Below are 18,384 nucleotides of genomic sequence, written 5' to 3' on the forward strand. Positions count from 1 at the left end.
AGGTCAGTCCACCGTGACGTAGTCGGGGCCGGAGTAGCGGCCCGTGGCCAGCTTCTGGCGCTGCATCAGCAGGTCGTTGAGGAGTGATGAGGCGCCGAAGCGGAACCAGTGGTTGTCCAGCCAGTCCCCGCCCGCGGTCTCGTTCACCAGGACGAGGAACTTGATCGCGTCCTTGGAGGTGCGGATACCGCCCGCGGGCTTCACCCCGATCTGTACCCCGGTCTGCTCGCGGAAGTCGCGTACGGCTTCCAGCATCAGGAGGGTGTTGGCGGGGGTCGCGTTGACGCCGACCTTGCCGGTCGAGGTCTTGATGAAGTCCGCGCCCGCGAGCATGCCGATCCACGAGGCGCGGCGGATGTTGTCGTACGTCGACAGCTCACCGGTCTCGAAGATGACCTTGAGCCGGGCCGCGCCGGAGGCTTCCTTCACGGCGCGGATCTGCTCGAACACCGTCATGTAGTCACCCGCGAGGAAGGCGCCGCGGTCGATGACCATGTCGATCTCGTCGGCACCCGCGGCGACCGCCTCGCGCACGTCACCGAGCTTCACGCCGATGGCGGCGCGGCCCGCGGGGAAGGCGGTCGCGACGGAGGCGACCTTGACGCCACTGTCGCCGACGGCCTCCTTGGCGGTGGCCACCATGTCCGGATAGACGCAGACCGCGGCTGTTGTCGGCGTGCCGCGGTCGGTCGGATCGGGGTTCACGGCCTTCGCGCCGAGCGCCCGGACCTTGCCCGGGGTGTCGGCGCCCTCAAGCGTCGTCAGGTCGATCATCGAGATGGCGAGGTCGATGGCGTACGCCTTCGCCGTGCTCTTGATCGAACGGGTGCCGAGCGCCGCGGCGCGCGCCTCAAGGCCGACCGTGTCGACGCCGGGCAGCCCGTGGAGGAAGCGGCGCAGCGTGCCGGCCGACGCGGTGGCGTCGGACAGTGCGTGTGCGGTGTTTGCGGGTGCAGTGGGCATGGTCACGAGGGGAGCATATCTACGCGCGTAGCGGCTGTACAGGGGGCGGATCCGTCATGGCACCCGGGCGGTCCGGCAGGACCCGTGGGCCCCCGGCGCCGGGCCTCAGGCAGAATCAGGGTATGACCGACCCCCAGCCCCCCGTGGCGGAGCCCGAGGACCCCAAGTACAAGGACCGGACGTTCCGGTCGTCCGGCGGTATCGCCGGAGGCGTCCTGCTGCTCGCCCTCGGCGGCTGGCTCGGCATCGACGCGATGATCCGGGGCGAGGGCCGCACCCCGTGGCTCGCGCTCGCCGGGCTGCTCCTGGCGGTGCCGCTCGTCGTCGCCTTCACCGTGCGCCCGGCCGTGTACGCCAACGACGACCGGCTCCGCATCCGCAACCCCTTCCGCACCATCTCGCTGCCGTGGGCGTCCGTCTCGGGGCTGCGCTCCGGGTACTCGAACGAGGTCTTCACCCAGTCCGGCGCCAAGTACCAGCTCTGGGCCATCCCGGTCTCCCTCCGCGGCCGCAAGAAGGCTTCCCGGAGGAAGTCACAGGGGGTGGCGGCCGGGGATCCGAGCGGCGGCGCCTCGCGGCGGCCGGGTCAGTCGGCTCAGCCGGAGTCCTTGCGCGCGGCCGGGGACCAGATCATGGACGACCTGCGCGAACTGTCCGAGCAACGCGCCGGGGCACAGTCCGCGCAGGGCGAGCCCGTGGTGCGCTGGGGCTACGAGATCCTCGCGCCGGCTGTGGCAGGGGCGGTGCTGCTCGCGGTGGTTCTCGCCGTCGCTTAAGGGGCCCGGCCGGTCAAGGCGGGCCCATCCACTCACGGCGGGCCCATCCACCTACGGCGGGCCCATCCACGCCAGCAGCATGTGGCCGCCGAACGCCGCCGACGTGACCGCTGCCGCCACCATCACCGTGACGGCGACATGCGTCCGCGCGCGTGCCAGCGCCGCCGCGAGCGGCAGCAGCAGAGGGAACGCGGGGAGTACGAAGCGGGCGCGGGGGAAGTAGACGCCCTTGCTGCCGAGCACGATCAGGAGCAGCAGCCCCGTGAAGACCAGCAGCGGCAGGGGCTGCCGGTCGCCCACCGACAGGACGAACAGCGCCACCGAAGCCAGCAGCGTGGCCGTCACCATCGTCAGGAACAGCTGCGGCCGCTGGACCGCGAGCAGGTCGTACATGACCCGCAGGGTTCCGACGCCGCCGTCCCACTCGTTGCGCCACAGCTTCTGTACGGCGAAGTAGCCGTCCCAGCGACCGAGCCGGAACCCCACCCAGGCGACGTACGAAAGCCAGCCGAGCGGGGCGAGCAGGGCGCCCACAAGGATGCGTACGCGGTTGTGGCCGCCCTCTTCCTGGCATGCGCGCTGCCGTGCGCGCCACAGCGTGAGCAGCGCGCTCAGGGACACCGCTGCCGCGAGCGCGGCACCCGTGGGGCGGGTCAGGCCCGCGAGCGCGGCCAGGGAGCCCGCCCAGATCCAGCGGCCGGTGAGCACCGCGTACAGCGCCCACGCGGTGAGTGCCGTGAAGAGCGACTCCGTGTAGCCCATCCACTGGACCAGGGCGACGGGCAGTGAGCCCCAGAGGGCGGCGAGCAGGACGCCGGTCCTGCGCCCGTACAGGCGGTCGCCCACCGCGAAGATCCCCCACGCGGCGAGGAACGCGCAGCTGACGGAGATCGCGAGCCCCACGCTCCCGCGCGGCTCCGGGGCGATGACGCCGCCCGCCCTGATGAGCAGGGGGTACAGGGGGAAGAAGGCGAGGTTGTTGGCGTCGACCTGGGTGCCCAGGGTGTGCGCGTAGCCGTTGCCGGCGATCTTCAGGTACCAGTCGCAGTCCCAGGACTCCGCGAGCAGATGCCACACGCCCCGGTGCTCCCCGCGCGACCAGAGGACGAGGACCAGCAGGCCGAAGAGCCGTACGGCGCCGTAGGCGAGGAGTGCGGGTGCCGCGTACCGGAGGGCGCGTGCGGGGCGGTTCGGGCGGGGGGACGGGGGGATGATCCGGGGCGTGGTGGCGGGCGGCGCCTGGGCGGTCGAGGTCTCAGGGGTCGGTCCGTACGGCACTGCGGCGGCTCCCGGAACGTGATCGTGCGCTGCCGCCCACCCTTCCTGGGCGGGCGGCAGCGCACCGGATCGGTGCGGGCAGCCGCACCAGCGGAACCACTCGGACGGGTGGCGCCGCGGCCACGCGTCCTTCCTGTGATCCCTTGTTCCTCTGCTCCCCTGCTCCCCTGATGCCTGCTAGATGCCGGCGGCCACGGAGAGGTCGCGCTTGATCGCCGCGAGGAGGTCCGTCGCCGTGGCGCGGGCGGCGGGCAGGCCGGACTTGGCCGACACCGGGACCACCACCTCCAGGTAGCACTTGAGCTTCGGCTCGGTGCCGCTCGGGCGGACGATGACACGGGCGCCGTCCAGCGTGTAACGCAGGCCGTCCGTGGGCGGCAGCTCGTCCGTGCCCCGCGTCAGGTCCTCGGCCCGCGTCACGGGCAGGCCCGCGAGCTCCGTCGGCGGCAGCTCGCGCAGGCGGCGCATCGCGTCCGCGATCAGGGAGAGGTCCTCCACGCGGACCGACAGCTGGTCGGTGGCGTGCAGACCGTGATCCACCGCGAGGTCGTCCAGGAGGTCGAGGAGCGTGCGGCCCTCCTCCTTGAGCTCGGACGCCAGCTCGGTGAGGAGGAGCGCCGCCGTGATGCCGTCCTTGTCGCGTACGCCTTCGGGGTCGACGCAGTAGCCGAGCGCTTCCTCGTAGCCGTAGCGCAGGCCGTCCACGCGGGCGATCCACTTGAAGCCGGTGAGGGTCTCCTCGTACGGAAGGCCCGCCTTCTCCGCGATACGGCCGAGCAGGGAGGAGGAGACGATCGACTCGGCGAAGGTGCCGCGGGCGCCCTTGCGGACGAGGTGGGCCGCGAGGAGCGCGCCCACTTCGTCGCCACGGAGCATGCGCCAGTCAGTACTGTCGGGGCCGTCCTTGACCGCGGCGGCGCAGCGGTCCGCGTCCGGGTCGTTGGCGATGATCAGGTCCGGCTCCACCTCGCGTGCCTTCGCGAAGGCGAGGTCCATCGCGCCCGGCTCCTCCGGGTTGGGGAACGCGACCGTGGGGAAGTCCGGGTCGGGCTCCGCCTGCTCGGCGACGAGGACGGGGGCGGGGAAACCGGCGCGGGCGAACGCCGCCAGGAGGGTGTCCTTGCCGACGCCGTGCATCGCCGTGTAGACGGTGCGGGCCGTGCGGGGGGAGTCCGGGGCCAGGACGGCGTCCGTGCGGGCCAGATAGGCGTTCAGGACGTCGTCCCCGAGGGTCTCCCAGCCGGCCTCGGGGCGGGGCACGTCGTGGAGGGTGGCGATGGCGTCGATCTCCGCCGCGATCTCCGCGTCCGCGGGCGGGACGATCTGGGAGCCGTCGCCCAGATAGACCTTGTAGCCGTTGTCGCGCGGGGGGTTGTGGCTCGCCGTCACCTCTACGCCCGCGATGGCGCCGAGGTGCCTTATGGCGAAGGCCAGTACGGGGGTGGGGAGCGGGCGGGGAAGCACCGCCGCCTTGAGTCCCGCGCCGGTCATGACGGCGGCCGTGTCGCGGGCGAAGTCCGCCGACTTGTGGCGGGCGTCGTAGCCGACCACCACGAGGCCGTCGGTCTGACCCTTGGACTTCAGGTACGCGGCGAGGCCCGCGGCGGCGCGGATGACGACGGAGCGGTTCATGCGCATGGGGCCCGCGCCGAGTTCGCCGCGGAGGCCGGCGGTGCCGAACTGGAGGGTGCCGCTGAAGCGGGCGGCCAGCTCTTCGGTGTCCGCGGTGTCGATGAGCTTCGCGAGTTCCTCGCGGGTCTCGGGGTCCGGGTCCTCGGCCAGCCAGGCCTGGGCTCGCGCGATGAGTTCAGAGTCGTCCGGCACGTTTCTTCAGCCTCTCGTGAGCGGAGTTCTTGTTGCGGGGTTCCGTGTACTGGTACCCGGGGGCGGACCGGGGGGCTCTCCTGCCGGGAGTGCGGTCCGGTGGGGGCATTCCTGTCCCGCCGCTTCGCGGCGGATTTTTTCCCGCCCACCCACCCGATTACCCCGCGGCGCGAAGGGTCTGTGCACTCGGCCGATGCTGCGGGGCAATCGGGTACGCGGGGGAGGAAGCCTGCGGGGTAATCGGGTGGGTGGGTGGGAAAGGTCCGTGCGTCAGGCGCGCTTCGGAGCGCGAAAGCCAGAACCGGGCGCCCCCAACGGGCAAGGCCCCTACCAGGCAAGGCGCCCCAGGCGAAGACCCCAAGCAAGGCCCCCGCCAGGCAAGGCGCCCCAGGGAAGGCACCCCCCAGGCAAGGCACCCCCCGGCCAGGCAAGGCACCCCCAGCCAAGGCGCCCCCGCCAGCCAAGGCGCCCCCGCCCGTTAAACGCGGCCCAGCACCTGGCAAAGCAGCTCGCCCATGCGCGTAGCGCTGTCTCGGCCCGCCTGGAGGACCTCCTCGTGGTTCAGGGGCTCTCCCGTCATGCCCGCGGCGAGGTTCGTCACCAGGGAGATGCCGAGCACCTCCGCACCCGCCTCGCGCGCGGCGATGGCCTCGAGGACGGTCGACATGCCCACCAGGTCCGCGCCGATCGTGCGGGCCATGCGGATCTCGGCCGGCGTCTCGTAGTGCGGGCCGGGGAACTGCGCGTAGACGCCCTCTTCGAGGGAGGGGTCGATCTCCTTGCAGAGGGCGCGCAGCCGCGGGGAGTACAGGTCCGTGAGGTCCACGAAGTTCGCGCCGACGATCGGCGACGTGGCCGTCAGGTTGAGGTGGTCGCTGATCAGGACCGGCTGACCGGGACGCATGCCCTCGCGCAGACCACCGCAGCCGTTCGTGAGGACGATCGTCTTGCAGCCCGCGGCCACGGCCGTACGCACGCCATGCGCGACGGGGGCCACACCACGGCCCTCGTAGTAGTGGGTGCGGCCCAGGAAGACGAGAACCCGCTTGTCGCCGATCTTGAAGGAGCGGATACGGCCGCCGTGTCCCTCGACCGCCGGCGCGGGGAAGCCGGGCAGATCGGTGACGGAGAACTCGGCGTCGGGCTCGCCGAGCGCGTCCACGGCCGGCGCCCAGCCGGAGCCCATCACAAGGGCCACGTCGTGGGTCTCGGCGCCCGTCAGCTCACGCAGGCGCGTGGCGGCGGCGTCGGCGGCAACGTAGGGGTCGCCCTGGTCGTCCGAAATAACTGAAGCGTTCACGCGGACGAGAGTAGCCGCTCTCGCCCTACGCGCGTAGATGACGATGCTCACGGGATTCGGATCGTTGTCTTGTCGTTTCCGACGAGAGTCCGACGAGAGCCCGACGAGAGCCGGACGCTGGCCCGAAGAGGGGGCTAGCAGGGCCGCTTCCGCAGCTCCATCACGTAGTCGTGCGGCGCCCCCGCGGACTCCGCCGCGTCCGCCAGCTCCCCCAGATAACGCGCGGACGGCAGGCCGCCCTCGTATCCATTGAGGACGTACACCCAAGCGGGTTCCTCGCCCTCCAGGGTGTGCACCCGCATCCGCATCCGGCGGTAGATGTCGAGCCCCACCCCCTCCCACCGGTCCATGGAGTCCTCGTCCATGGGGGCGATGTCGTAGAGGGTGACGAAGACCTGCGAGCGAGGTGCCTCGACGATGGTGGCCAGCGCCCCCTCCCACCCCATGTGCTCCCCGCCGAACGTCAGCCGCCAGCCGCTCAGCCAGCCTGTCTGGCGCAGCGGCGAGTGCGGGGCGCGGCGGGACATGAGCCGCGGATCCAGATTGCCGGCGTACGCGGCGTAGAGCGACATGTGGTCGAGGGTACGGCAGGCGACGCGTGCGTCCCTCCCGTAACGGAAGTGCCCTTCTTGTAGGGAGAACGGCCGGATGGAGCCCCCGGGGCGAAGCACCTTGAAGCGTGCGGGACAATGGAGTACGTGACTCGGATCGTGATCATTGGCGGCGGACCCGGCGGATACGAGGCGGCACTCGTTGCCGCCCAGCTCGGCGCGGAGGTGACCGTCGTCGATTGCGACGGTCTTGGCGGGGCGTCGGTGCTCACCGACTGCGTCCCGTCGAAGACTCTGATCGCGACGGCTGAAGTGATGACCAGCTTCGATTCGTCGTACGAAGAACTCGGCATCATCGTCGCGGACGACACCCCGCACATCGACACCCCGGCGCGCGTCGTCGGCGTCGACCTCGGCAAGGTCAACCGCCGTGTGAAGCGCCTCGCGCTCGCGCAGTCCCACGACATCACCGCCTCCGTCACGCGTGCGGGCGCGCGCGTGCTGCGCGGCCGTGGCCGTCTGGAGGGCCAGCAGGACACGGACGGCTCGCGCAAGGTCGTCGTGCGCGCGGCCGACGGGACCGAGGAGACCCTCGTCGCCGATGCCGTGCTCATCGCCACCGGCGGTCACCCGCGTGAGGTGCCCGACGCGCTGCCCGACGGCGAGCGAATCCTCAACTGGACCCAGGTGTACGACCTGGACGAGCTCCCCGAGGAGCTCATCGTGGTCGGCTCCGGTGTCACCGGTGCCGAGTTCGCCGGTGCCTATCAGGCGCTCGGGTCGAACGTCACGCTCGTATCGAGCCGTGACCGCGTGCTGCCCGGCGAGGACCCGGACGCCGCCGCCGTCCTGGAGGACGTCTTCAGGCGCCGCGGCATGAACGTCATGTCCCGCTCGCGCGCCGCCTCCGCCAAGCGCGTGGGCGACCGCGTGGAGGTGACGCTCAACGACGGCCGCGTCATCTCCGGTACGCACTGCCTGATGGCCGTGGGTGCCATCCCCAACAGCAGCGGCATGGGCCTGGAGGAGGCCGGGGTCAAGCTGAAGGACTCCGGGCACATCTGGACCGACAAGGTGTCGCGCACGTCCGCGCCCGGTGTGTACGCCGCCGGTGACGTGACCGGGATCTTCGCGCTCGCCTCCGTCGCCGCCATGCAGGGGCGCATCGCGATGTACCACTTCCTGGGCGACGCCGTGCAGCCGCTGAACCTGAAGACGGTGTCGTCGAACGTCTTCACCGACCCCGAGATCGCGACCGTCGGCTACAGCCAGTCCGACGTCGACGGCGGCAAGATCGACGCCCGCGTCGTCAAGCTGCCGCTCCTGCGCAACCCGCGCGCGAAGATGCAGGGCATCCGCGACGGCTTCGTCAAGATCTTCTGCCGTCCCGGTACGGGCATCGTGGTGGGCGGAGTGGTCGTCGCGCCGCGCGCTTCGGAACTGATCCACCCCATCTCGATCGCGGTCGACAACAATCTGACGGTGGAGCAGATCGCGAATGCGTTCACCGTGTACCCATCGCTTTCGGGGTCGATCGCCGAGGTCGCGCGTCAACTTCACACGCGGAAGTCGGCGGGCGAGGCCTGAGCGCCTTGTGCGCGGGGTAGGAACTCCGCGCAGGTCACAGGGTGTTGCCGCCCATTCGCCCGGCATAGGCGGGGAGAGTAGGCACCTATACCACTTCGCGCCCTACCATGCGAACAACTTCTGTAATTCGGCGCAAACTGCTGAAAGTAGACGGTCGTTGGGGTTACTGTCAGTTTCGTGTTCGCTGCAGAACGTCGCCAATTGATCCTCGAAATGGTGCGGGCCAACGGAGCGGTATCGCTCCGGGAGCTCGCCCGCGTCGTCCAGACCTCCGAAGTGACCGTACGGCGGGACGTGCGCGCACTGGAGGCAGAAGGACTCCTCGACCGCCGACATGGCGGTGCGGTATTGCCGGGCGGATTCACGCGGGAGTCCGGCTTTCCGCAGAAATCACATCTCGCGACCGCCGAGAAGACGGCCATCGCCGATCTCGCGGCGGGACTCGTCGAAGAAGGCGAAGCCATCGTCGTCGGGGCGGGAACCACCACGCAGGAGCTGGCCCGACGGCTCGCGCGGGTTCCCGGTCTGACCGTCGTCACCAATTCCCTCTTGGTGGCACAGGCGCTGGCCCATGCCAACCGCGTCGAGGTCGTCATGACCGGCGGCACCCTGCGCGGTTCCAACTACGCGCTCGTGGGCAGCGGGGCCGAACAGTCCCTGCAAGGTCTGCGGGTCTCGCGCGCCTTCCTGTCGGGCAGTGGTCTGACCGCCGAACGCGGGCTCTCCACGTCCAACATGCTCTCCGCGAGCGTGGACCGTGCGCTCGTCCAGGCGGCCGGCGAGGTCGTGGTCCTGGCCGACCACACCAAGCTCGGCACCGACACGATGTTCCAGACGGTGCCGACGGACGTCATCACCCGTCTTGTCACGGACGAACCGCCCACCCACGACGACCGCGCGGCCACCGAGCTCCAGGCCCTGGCCGACCAGGGTGTGCAGATCGCGGTGGCGGGTGGTTCCGTGAGCCCTAACTCCGGGCCCGGGGTGGATTCCGTCCCGGCGGGGCGACAGCCGCGCCGGGACGTGCCCCTGCCGGGGCAGCGCCGTAACCACGGCGGGCCCGGGGCGCAGTTGCGCACTGCGGTGCTCGGGGAGCAGCAGCCCGGGGAGCGGGCCGCGCGCGTGGCGGATCTACGCCGCCGCTGAGCCTGTCGTCGGTCCCGGCCCGGTTGTGCCGGGCGCCGACCTCTCGGGCTTCAGGCCGCGCAGGGTCAGCATCAGGAGGCGGTCGGCCAACTCCGGCTCCTCCGGGGTCTCTTCGGCGGCCAGCGCGATCGCGTTGGTCAGCTGCATCAGATCGCCGATGGAGACACCTGGGCGTACGGCGCCTGCCTGCTGGGCCCGGACGAGCAAGGCCGTCCCTGCCTCGCGCATCGGCCTGCTGCACCGGGCGAGCGCCGAACTGTCGTCGTGCGACGCCGACATGAGGGCGCGGGAGAGCCCGCGGTACTCACCCGCATGAGTGATGATGGCGCGCAGCCACGTCACCAGGGCGGAGCAGGGCTCCGGGGATTCGAGCAGGGAGTGCGAGTGGGCCAGAAGATCGCTCACCGCCTCCTCGAAGACGGCGCTCATCAAGGCGTGGCGGTTGGGGAAGTGGCGGTAGAGAGTGCCGATGCCTACGTTCGCGTGGCGGGCGATGTCCTCGAGCGAGGCGCCTGTGCCGTGCTCGGCGAAGGCGGCGCGGGCCTCCGCGAGGAGCCGGTCGTAGTTACGGCGCGCGTCGGCACGCATCGCCCGTGCGGGCTGCGGTTCCGTGCCGGTGCTCATCGCTGTGGTCCTCCCTGAAGGTGCGGGTACCTCTTCAAGGATGCCTGATGGGCGGGGCCCATGTTGTGCGGACCGTCTGTCACCGGCTTCGCCGAGTTCGTCCTCGAACGCCGGACGGGCTGAATACTTCGCCGGCCGGGCTGGATGCTCCAGCCCGGCCGGCGCAGGTCAGTCCTTGATCTCGCAGATCACCGCGCCGGAGGTCAGGCTCGCGCCGACCTCCGCGGTGAGCCCCTTGATCGTTCCGGAACGGTGCGCGTTGAGCGGCTGTTCCATCTTCATGGCCTCGAGGACGACCACCAGGTCGCCCTCCTTGACCTCTTGGCCCTCCTCGACCGCGATCTTGACGATCGTGCCCTGCATGGGAGATGCCAGGGTGTCGCCGGAAGCCGCCGGGCCCGACTTCTTCGCCGCGCGCCGCTTGGGACGCGCGCCGCCCGCGGCGGCGGTGCGGGCGATGGTCATGCCGAGCGACGAGGGGAGCGAGACCTCAAGGCGCTTGCCGCCGACCTCGACGACGACCGTCTCGCGGCCGGGCTCCTCGTCCGCCTCGGTGTCGGCCGCCGCGGTGAACGCGGGGATCTCGTTGACGAACTCGGTCTCGATCCACCGGGTGTGGATCGTGAACGGGTCGGTGGAGCCGGTCAGTTCGGGAGCGAAGGCCGGGTCCTTGACGACCGCGCGGTGGAAGGGGATGGCCGTGGCCATGCCCTCCACGTTGAACTCCTCAAGGGCGCGCGCCGCCCGCTGCAGGGCCTGCTCACGCGTCGCACCGGTCACGATCAGCTTGGCGAGGAGCGAGTCCCACGCCGGGCCGATGACCGAGCCGGACTCGACGCCCGCGTCCAGGCGCACGCCGGGGCCCGACGGCGGTGCGAACACCGTCACCGTGCCGGGCGCGGGCAGGAAGCCGCGGCCGGGGTCCTCGCCGTTGATCCGGAACTCGAAGGAGTGACCCCTCAACTCCGGGTCGCCGTAACCCAGTTCCTCGCCGTCCGCGACGCGGAACATGTCGCGGACCAGGTCGATGCCGGTGACCTCTTCGGTGACCGGGTGCTCCACCTGCAGACGGGTGTTGACCTCCAGGAAGGAGATCGTGCCGTCGACACCGACGAGGAACTCGACGGTGCCGGCGCCCACGTACCCGGCCTCCTTGAGGATCGCCTTGGACGCCGCGTACAGCTCGGCGTTCTGCGCCTCGCTCAGGAACGGCGCGGGCGCCTCCTCCACCAGCTTCTGGTGGCGGCGCTGCAGCGAGCAGTCACGGGTGGAGACGACCACCACGTTGCCGTGCTTGTCCGCGATGCACTGGGTCTCCACGTGCCGCGGCTTGTCCAGGTAGCGCTCCACGAAGCACTCGCCGCGACCGAAGGCCGCGACGGCCTCGCGCACCGCGGAGTCGTACAGCTCCGGCACCTCTTCGAGGGTGCGGGCCACCTTGAGACCGCGCCCGCCGCCACCGAAGGCGGCCTTGATCGCGATCGGCAGACCGTGCTCCTGGGCGAAGGCCACGACCTCGTCGGAGCCGCTCACCGGGTCCGGCGTACCGGCCACCAGGGGGGCACCCGCGCGCTGCGCGATGTGCCGGGCGGCGACCTTGTCACCCAGGTCACGGATGGCCTGCGGCGGCGGGCCGATCCAGATGAGGCCCGCGTCCAGCACGGCCTGCGCGAAGTCGGCGTTCTCCGAAAGGAAGCCGTAGCCGGGGTGGACCGCGTCCGCCCCCGCGTCCTTGGCCGCTGCCAGAACCTTGGAAATGTCCAGGTAGCTGGTGGCCGGAGTGTCACCGCCCAGCGCGAACGCCTCATCTGCCGCACGTACATGCAGAGCATCCCGGTCAGGATCTGCGTAGACGGCTACGCTCGCGATCCCTGCATCCCGGCATGCCCGAGCAACGCGGACAGCGATTTCGCCACGGTTGGCGATGAGCACCTTGCGCACGATGGCTCCCTCCTTGAAACAAGCCGAGTTTAGGGACTGCCGACACGACCTTTCGACCCGTCCCCAATGGTGAGCTTGCCCACACGGAGCGTGATCCGGGCCTGCCCGATCAGCGAAATCCCTTGTCGCACCACGGTACGCAGGGTCCCTTCCCGGCAGACTAACGCCCCGATGTGGTCAAGGTCTCTGTGCGAGCGTGCTGCGGCAAGGGGTCAATCTTTGTGGAGTCCCTACGAATGGCCCAATGATTCTTTGCCTTCGGCAGAGCTCTTGTCCCCCGGTTTACCCGTTAGTAGCGTTCGCGATGTCTGGCACGAACTGGCGGTAACAGCGGAAGAGGGTGGGGCGCCGTGGCGCGTAGACCGGTGGCCTTGGTGGGCGCGATCGTGCTTCTGGTGGAGGCGGTCGGCATCGCACTCCTCAACTGGTTCCTCGGGCTTGTCGTGAACAAGCAGGACATGTCCCTCGCGGGCCTCGACCCGCACGCCATGTCCGTCTCGACGTGGATAGCGGGCGCCCTCTTCGGCCTCTACCTCGCGCTGTGCGGCGTCATCATGCTGCGCGCGGCGATACGCGACCGCGCGCCGGGCCGCTTCGGCCGGCTGCTGCTGATCAGCGCCGCCGTGGTGCACGGCGTGCTCGGGGCGTTCTCGGTCGGCCTGGTGGGCTGGGCCGCCTTCGTCTTCATGATGGTCGTACTCGGCCTGATCGTGCTGACGCTCGTGGCGTACGACAAGAAGGCCGCGGAGGTGTCCGACGCGCCCCGCGAGAGCAACGGCACGGCGGGCGGCGGGACGCCCGAGAACGGCGCCCCACAGCCCGCCTGAGCCCTTCGGGGCCTTTGTGGGCCCTCCTGCCCCTACTCGGCCCACAATTCCGTGATGCCCACGCCCAGTTCGGCCAGGAGGCGGCGCAGCAGCGGCAGCGAGAGGCCGATGACGTTGCCGTGGTCGCCCTCGATCGACTCGACGAACGGGGCCGAGCGGCCGTCGAGCGTGAACGCGCCCGCCACATGCAGGGGTTCGCCGCTCGCCACGTACGCGGCGATCTCCTCGTCCGAGGGGTCGCCGAAACGGACGACGGTCGAGGCGACCGCCGACACATGGCGGCCGGACGCCGTGTCGTACACACAGTGGCCGGTCTGCAGGACGCCCGCGCGCCCGCGCATGGACTTCCAGCGGGCGGTGGCCTCCTCGGTGTCGGCGGGCTTGCCGAGCGCCTGTCCGTCCAGTTCGAGGACCGAGTCGCAGCCGACGACCAGGGCGCCCTTCGCGTCCGGGCGCGCGGAGACGACCGAGGCCTTGGCCTCGGCGAGCGCGAGGGCGAGTTCGGCGGGGGTCGGTGCGGAGATCGCGTCCTCGTCGACGCCGCTGACGATCACTTCGGGGGCGAGTCCGGCCTGGCGCAGCAGGCCGAGCCGGGCGGGGGACTTGGAGGCGAGGACGAGACGGCGGGGCTGATCACTCATACGGTCAGCGTAGCGAGCCCCGGTCGATGCTCAGGCCTAGCGGATGCCCAGGACGAACATCGCCACGACCATGGCAAGCGCGAGCAGGACCCCGGCACGGCGCAGCTTCGCCTGCATGTCCCGCATGTCCTTGGGAGGGGTGTTCTCCGGATCCGACCACAGCATGATTCCGATACTGCGACCGGTGACAGCGGGGCGCCTGAGTACGCGTACTCAGGCGCCCCGGCCCGTCTCACTCATTCTCGTGGCGTCATGGCGCGTCGTGGCGTGCCAGGCCGCTCACACGGGCCAGTACGTACGTCCCCACGCCGTCGGCCCCGGCGCGGGCAGCCGCTCGCGGGCCACCCGCGCGGGGTCCGCCCAGGCGTCGAGTGCCGCGGGCGCGCCGGACGGCTGGTTCGCGACCGCCGCGGCGCGCGCCTGGACCACCGCGAGTGCGGCGGCCAGCTCCTCCGGGGTCGGGTTGCCCCGTACGACCTTGATCATGGATCACTCCTGGAGGGCTCAGAGGGGAATGTTGCCGTGCTTCTTGGGAGGCAGTGATTCCCGCTTCGTACGCAGCTGACGCAGGCCGCGGACCAGATGACCGCGGGTCTCCGACGGCATGATCACGGCGTCGATGTAACCGCGCTCGGCGGCCGTGTACGGGTTGAGCAGCCGGTCCTCGTACTCCTGGATCAGCTGGGCGCGGGTCGCCTCCTGGGCGGCCTCGTCGCCGGCCGCGGCGATCGTGCGGCGGTGCAGGATGTTCACCGCGCCCTGGGCGCCCATCACCGCGATCTGCGCGGTCGGCCAGGCCAGGTTGAGGTCGGCGCCCAGGTGCTTGGAGCCCATGACGTCGTACGCGCCGCCGAACGCCTTGCGCGTGATGACCGTGATGAGCGGGACCGTGGCCTCCGCGTACGCGTAGATCAGCTTCGCGCCGCGGCGGATGATGCCCGTGTGCTCCTGCTCGACGCCCGGCAGGAAGCCCGGCACGTCCACGAAGGTGATGACCGGGACGTTGAACGCGTCGCAGGTGCGGACGAAGCGGGCGCCCTTCTCGGAGGCGTCGATGTTCAGACACCCGGCGAACTGCGTCGGCTGGTTGGCGACGATGCCCACCGGGCGGCCCTCGATCCGGCCGAAGCCGGTGAGGATGTTCGGCGCGAACAGCGGCTGCGTCTCGAAGAACTCGGCGTCGTCAAGGACGTGTTCGATCACGCCGTGCATGTCGTACGGCTGGTTGGCGCTGTCCGGGACCAGCGTGTCCAGCTCGCGGTCCTCGTCCGTCAGCTCCAGGTCCGCGTCCTCGGGGAAGGCGGGCGGCTCGCTGAGGTTGTTCGAAGGCAGGTAGGACAGCAGGGACTTGACGTACTCGATCGCGTCCTTCTCGTCGCCCGCCATGTGGTGCGCGACACCGGAGGTGCTGTTGTGGGTGCGGGCGCCGCCGAGCTCCTCGAAGCCGACGTCCTCGCCCGTCACGGTCTTGATCACGTCCGGGCCCGTGATGAACATGTGCGACGTCTGGTCGACCATGACCGTGAAGTCGGTGATGGCCGGGGAGTAGACGGCGCCGCCCGCGCAGGGGCCGACGACGAGGCTGATCTGCGGGATCACGCCGGAGGCGTGGGTGTTGCGGCGGAAGATCTCGCCGTACATCCCCAGGGCCATGACGCCCTCCTGGATGCGGGCGCCGCCGGAGTCGTTGATGCCGATGACCGGGCATCCGGTCTTCAGGGCGAAGTCCATGACCTTGACGATCTTCTGGCCGTAGACCTCGCCGAGGGCACCGCCGAAGACGGTGAAGTCCTGCGAGAAGACGGCCACGGGGCGGCCGTCGACCATTCCGTACCCGGTGACGACGCCGTCGCCGTAAGGGCGGTTGGCCTCCAGGCCGAAGTCGGTCGAGCGGTGCTGCGCGAATTCGTCGAGCTCGACGAAGGAGCCCTCGTCGAGCAGCAGGTCGATCCGCTCACGAGCCGTCAACTTGCCCTTGGCGTGCTGCTTCTCGACCGCGCGAGCGGAGCCGGCGTGCTTGGCCTCCTCGATGCGGCGCTGCAGATCAGCGAGTTTTCCCGCAGTCGTATGGATGTCGATACCTGCCTCGGGGGCGGCGGTTTCGCTGGCGGCGCTTGGCACGGACACGTTGGGCTCTTCCGGCTCGGACATAGGGATGTGGCTCCCTGCCTGCTCAAAGGGGCTACTGGCGGCTTGCGGCGGGCTTGCGGCTGCTGGTGACTCGCTTGCTACTGACTCGTAGGGTATCGGCGCGCATACGGTTCGGCAGTGCGGCGTTTGCCACACCTAAGGTGGCTTGCATGACGCCGCGAGATGCTTCAGACGACTCCTCTGGCCTTCCTGACAGGAACCGCTGGTCCGACCTCGAAAGGCCGCCGCTGAACGCCGCTTCGCTGCGGCGGGCGCTGGTGCGGGGCGGGGGTCTTTGGACCTCTCTGGACGTCGTGCCCGCGACGGGGTCGACCAACACGGATCTTGTCGCGCGGGCCGACGAGCTGCCCGAGGGCGCGGTGCTCGTCGCCGAGGAGCAGAGCTCGGGGCGTGGCCGCCTCGACCGCCGCTGGTCCGCGCCGGCGCGCTCGGGCCTCTTCTTCTCCGTTCTCCTCAAGCCGGGGCCCACCGTGCCGGTGGAGCGGTGGGGGTGGCTGCCGCTGCTCACGGGGGTCGCCGCCGCCACGGGTCTTTCGCGGGCGGCAGGTGTGGACACGGCGCTGAAGTGGCCGAACGACCTGCTGGTGACGGTGGGGGGCGAGGAACGCAAGGCGGGCGGGATCCTGGCCGAGCGGGCCGCCGGGGGCGGCGTCGTGATCGGCATCGGCATCAACGTGACCCTGCGCGCGGACGAGCTCCCGGTTCCCACCGCGGGTTCGCTGGCCCTGGCCGGAGCGACGACGACGGACCGGGACACGGTGCTGCGGGCCGTGCTGCGTTCCCTGGAGCAGTGGTACGGGGACTGGCGAGCGGCGGAGGGCGATCCGGCGGCTTCCCGCCTCCAGGAGACATACGCGGCGGGCTGCGCGACGCTCGGCCGCGAGGTGCGGGCGGAGTTGCCGGGGGACCGGTCGATCACGGGGGAGGCGGTGGCGGTGGACGGGGACGGGCGGTTGGTGCTCGCTACGGGGGACGGGGTGCAGGAGCCGGTGGGGGCGGGGGATGTTGTGCATTTGCGGGGGGTTTAGGGGGGTAGGGGGGGTGCACGGGGTGGATGCGGGTGCGGTGGTGGGGCGGGGCGCGGTGCGCTGGGCCGGGGGTGCGGTGTCTGTTCGTCTTGAGGGCGGGGCCGCGGTGCGCTGGGCGGGGTGCGGTGTCTGTTCGTCTGTGGGTGCGGGGCCGCGCCGGTATGTCCGTCCTCGCCATCGTCCGGTGGCCGCGTGGGCTACTGCGGCACCGGAGCGCCGCGAACCGTGCTCCGGGCGGAAATACCGACACGTCCCCTCGCGCGCGCTGCCGACTGCGACCGAGTGGGACGTTCGCGTCTCAGGCCGCCCACCCACCTTTGTTCGTCGAGGTGTGACTGCGGGGCAATCGGGTGGGTGGGCGGGAAAGCTTGTTCGTTCAGGGGCGGATGCGGGGCAAACGGGTGGGTGGGAGGGGAAGGTCTGTTCGGTGGGGGGAGGGTGCAGGCCCACCGCCCAAGGCGCCCCCGCCAGGTAAAGGCGTGAGCTGCGGCACACCTGCCGTAAAGTTGGCGCCGGTCGATATATGACCGCGGCAGATCGGAAGGGCAGCAGGCGTGACCGTCGACGACACGGGCTCCGGCACGGGCGCATCCCCCGGCCCCGACGGTGAGCCCGGACGTACCGCCGGGGCCGCCGCCACGAACGCGTTCGACCCCATGGACTCCGGAGAGGAGAAGCCCGGGGATCCGGAGAAGGACCCCTTGGCCCTGCGCCTCGAAGGGCTGATCCTCGGCGCCGACCGCCGCTACACCCCGTTCCAGGCGGCCCGCAGCGCCGGCGTATCCATGGAACTCGCGTCCCGCTTCTGGCGGGCCATGGGCTTTCCCGACATCGGCCAGGCCAAGGCCCTGACCGAGGCGGACGTGCTCGCGCTGCGCCGCCTCGCCGGTCTTGTCGAGGCGGGGCTGCTGAGCGAGGCGATGGCGGTGCAGGTGGCCCGGTCGACCGGGCAGACCACCGCCCGGCTGGCCGAATGGCAGATCGACTCTTTCCTGGAGGGTCTGACGGAGCCGCCCGAGCCGGGCATGACGCGGACCGAAGTGACGTACCCGCTGATAGAGCTTCTTCTGCCCGAGCTGGAGGAGTTCCTCGTCTACGTGTGGCGGCGGCAGCTCGCCGCCGCGACCGGGCGCGTGGTGCAGGCCGCCGACGACGAGGAGATGGTCGACCGGCGGCTCGCGGTCGGGTTCGCCGACCTTGTCGGCTTTACGCGGCTCACCCGGCGTATGGAGGAAGAAGAACTCGGCGAACTCGTCGAGGCCTTCGAGACCACCGCGGCGGATCTTGTCGCGGCGCATGGCGGTCGGCTCATCAAGACGCTGGGCGACGAAGTGCTGTACGCCGCCGACGACGCGGGCGTGGCGGCGGAGATCGCCCTGCGGCTGATCGAGACCATGGCCAACGACGAGACGATGCCCGAGCTGCGCGTCGGCATCGCCTTCGGCACGGTCACGACCCGGATGGGCGACGTCTTCGGTACGACGGTGAACCTCGCGAGCCGTCTTACGTCGATAGCGCCCAAGGACGCGGTCCTGGTGGACGGCGCGCTCGCGGAGGAGCTGAAGCACACGGGGGACGCGCCCGCCTCCGAGACCGAGGCGGCGGAAGCGGCCGAGGCCGCGGAGAAGGAAGGCTCACAGCCGCCCTCCTACCGCTTCGCCCTGCAGCCGATGTGGCAGCGGCCCGTGCGAGGCCTCGGTGTCGTCGAGCCCTGGCTGCTGGCCCGGCGGAGCTGAGCCTTCCCGGC

Annotated in this window: 17 protein-coding genes; 6 read left to right on the forward strand and 11 right to left on the reverse strand. The window is 70.8% G+C overall.

The window, feature by feature from the left end:
* Positions 1-3: 3 nt before the first annotated feature.
* Positions 4-963, reverse strand: coding sequence for a deoxyribose-phosphate aldolase (gene deoC / locus ACGFX9_RS20740; RefSeq protein WP_393474013.1), 960 nt, complete (start codon positions 961-963; stop codon positions 4-6).
* A 122-nt stretch (positions 964-1,085) separates the two neighbouring features.
* On the opposite strand from deoC, the gene ACGFX9_RS20745 reads away from it, so the two are divergent.
* Positions 1,086-1,739, forward strand: a complete 654-nt coding sequence (locus tag ACGFX9_RS20745; protein ID WP_393473623.1) for a PH domain-containing protein — start codon at positions 1,086-1,088, stop codon at positions 1,737-1,739.
* 51 nt (positions 1,740-1,790) lie between these two features.
* Here the strand turns inward: ACGFX9_RS20745 and ACGFX9_RS20750 are convergent, their stop codons facing one another.
* The 4 genes from ACGFX9_RS20750 to ACGFX9_RS20765 form a co-directional block, all read right to left on the reverse strand.
* The gene (locus tag ACGFX9_RS20750) at positions 1,791-3,017 is read right to left on the reverse strand and encodes a hypothetical protein (protein ID WP_393473626.1); all 1,227 of its coding nucleotides are present in this window, start codon (positions 3,015-3,017) and stop codon (positions 1,791-1,793) included.
* Between the two features lie 177 nt (positions 3,018-3,194).
* On the reverse strand, positions 3,195-4,841 hold the full coding sequence (locus ACGFX9_RS20755; RefSeq protein ID WP_393473629.1) for a phospho-sugar mutase: 1,647 nt from the start codon (positions 4,839-4,841) through the stop codon (positions 3,195-3,197).
* Positions 4,842-5,319: 478 nt separating this feature from the next.
* A complete protein-coding gene (locus tag ACGFX9_RS20760; RefSeq protein WP_393473632.1) occupies positions 5,320-6,141 on the reverse strand; it encodes a purine-nucleoside phosphorylase in 822 nt (273 codons plus the stop codon).
* Positions 6,142-6,275: 134 nt separating this feature from the next.
* Positions 6,276-6,713, reverse strand: a complete 438-nt coding sequence (locus tag ACGFX9_RS20765) for a gamma-glutamylcyclotransferase (protein ID WP_393473635.1) — start codon at positions 6,711-6,713, stop codon at positions 6,276-6,278.
* Between the two features lie 117 nt (positions 6,714-6,830).
* On the opposite strand from ACGFX9_RS20765, the gene ACGFX9_RS20770 reads away from it, so the two are divergent.
* Both ACGFX9_RS20770 and ACGFX9_RS20775 read left to right on the forward strand, forming a co-directional pair.
* Entirely contained in the window at positions 6,831-8,279 is a 1,449-nt protein-coding gene (locus ACGFX9_RS20770) for an NAD(P)H-quinone dehydrogenase (protein WP_393473638.1), read from the forward strand.
* A 177-nt stretch (positions 8,280-8,456) separates the two neighbouring features.
* Complete coding sequence (locus ACGFX9_RS20775) at positions 8,457-9,425, forward strand: DeoR/GlpR family DNA-binding transcription regulator (RefSeq protein WP_393473641.1); 969 nt, start codon at positions 8,457-8,459, stop codon at positions 9,423-9,425.
* Here ACGFX9_RS20775 and ACGFX9_RS20780 read toward each other — a convergent pair.
* Entirely contained in the window at positions 9,411-10,049 is a 639-nt protein-coding gene (locus ACGFX9_RS20780; RefSeq protein ID WP_393473644.1) for a TetR/AcrR family transcriptional regulator, read from the reverse strand. The genes ACGFX9_RS20775 and ACGFX9_RS20780 overlap by 15 nt on opposite strands.
* A gap of 168 nt (positions 10,050-10,217) precedes the next feature.
* Entirely contained in the window at positions 10,218-11,990 is a 1,773-nt protein-coding gene (locus ACGFX9_RS20785; RefSeq protein ID WP_393473647.1) for an acetyl/propionyl/methylcrotonyl-CoA carboxylase subunit alpha, read from the reverse strand.
* Between the two features lie 350 nt (positions 11,991-12,340).
* On the opposite strand from ACGFX9_RS20785, the gene ACGFX9_RS20790 reads away from it, so the two are divergent.
* On the forward strand, positions 12,341-12,817 hold the full coding sequence (locus ACGFX9_RS20790) for a hypothetical protein (protein WP_393473650.1): 477 nt from the start codon (positions 12,341-12,343) through the stop codon (positions 12,815-12,817).
* A 32-nt stretch (positions 12,818-12,849) separates the two neighbouring features.
* Here ACGFX9_RS20790 and ACGFX9_RS20795 read toward each other — a convergent pair whose 3' ends face one another.
* From ACGFX9_RS20795 to ACGFX9_RS20810, 4 genes are all read right to left on the reverse strand, one after another.
* Positions 12,850-13,458, reverse strand: coding sequence for a nucleoside triphosphate pyrophosphatase (locus ACGFX9_RS20795; protein WP_393473653.1), 609 nt, complete (start codon positions 13,456-13,458; stop codon positions 12,850-12,852).
* A gap of 36 nt (positions 13,459-13,494) precedes the next feature.
* Entirely contained in the window at positions 13,495-13,623 is a 129-nt protein-coding gene (gene mmpB, locus ACGFX9_RS20800) for a morphogenic membrane protein MmpB (protein ID WP_393473656.1), read from the reverse strand.
* Positions 13,624-13,737: 114 nt separating this feature from the next.
* On the reverse strand, positions 13,738-13,944 hold the full coding sequence (locus ACGFX9_RS20805; protein ID WP_393473659.1) for an acyl-CoA carboxylase epsilon subunit: 207 nt from the start codon (positions 13,942-13,944) through the stop codon (positions 13,738-13,740).
* Positions 13,945-13,962: 18 nt separating this feature from the next.
* Positions 13,963-15,609, reverse strand: a complete 1,647-nt coding sequence (locus tag ACGFX9_RS20810; RefSeq protein WP_393473661.1) for an acyl-CoA carboxylase subunit beta — start codon at positions 15,607-15,609, stop codon at positions 13,963-13,965.
* A 149-nt stretch (positions 15,610-15,758) separates the two neighbouring features.
* Between ACGFX9_RS20810 and ACGFX9_RS20815 the strand changes: the two genes are divergently transcribed.
* Together ACGFX9_RS20815 and ACGFX9_RS20820 are read left to right on the forward strand one after the other, a co-directional pair.
* Positions 15,759-16,637: a biotin--[acetyl-CoA-carboxylase] ligase gene (locus ACGFX9_RS20815; protein WP_393473664.1), complete on the forward strand. Its 879-nt coding sequence runs from the start codon at positions 15,759-15,761 to the stop codon at positions 16,635-16,637.
* 554 nt (positions 16,638-17,191) lie between these two features.
* Complete coding sequence (locus tag ACGFX9_RS20820; protein WP_393473667.1) at positions 17,192-18,373, forward strand: adenylate/guanylate cyclase domain-containing protein; 1,182 nt, start codon at positions 17,192-17,194, stop codon at positions 18,371-18,373.
* Positions 18,374-18,384: the final 11 nt, after the last annotated feature.

The sequence above is a fragment of the Streptomyces sp. NPDC048436 genome, assembly GCF_043200355.1.
In the GTDB taxonomy this organism is placed as follows: domain Bacteria; phylum Actinomycetota; class Actinomycetes; order Streptomycetales; family Streptomycetaceae; genus Streptomyces.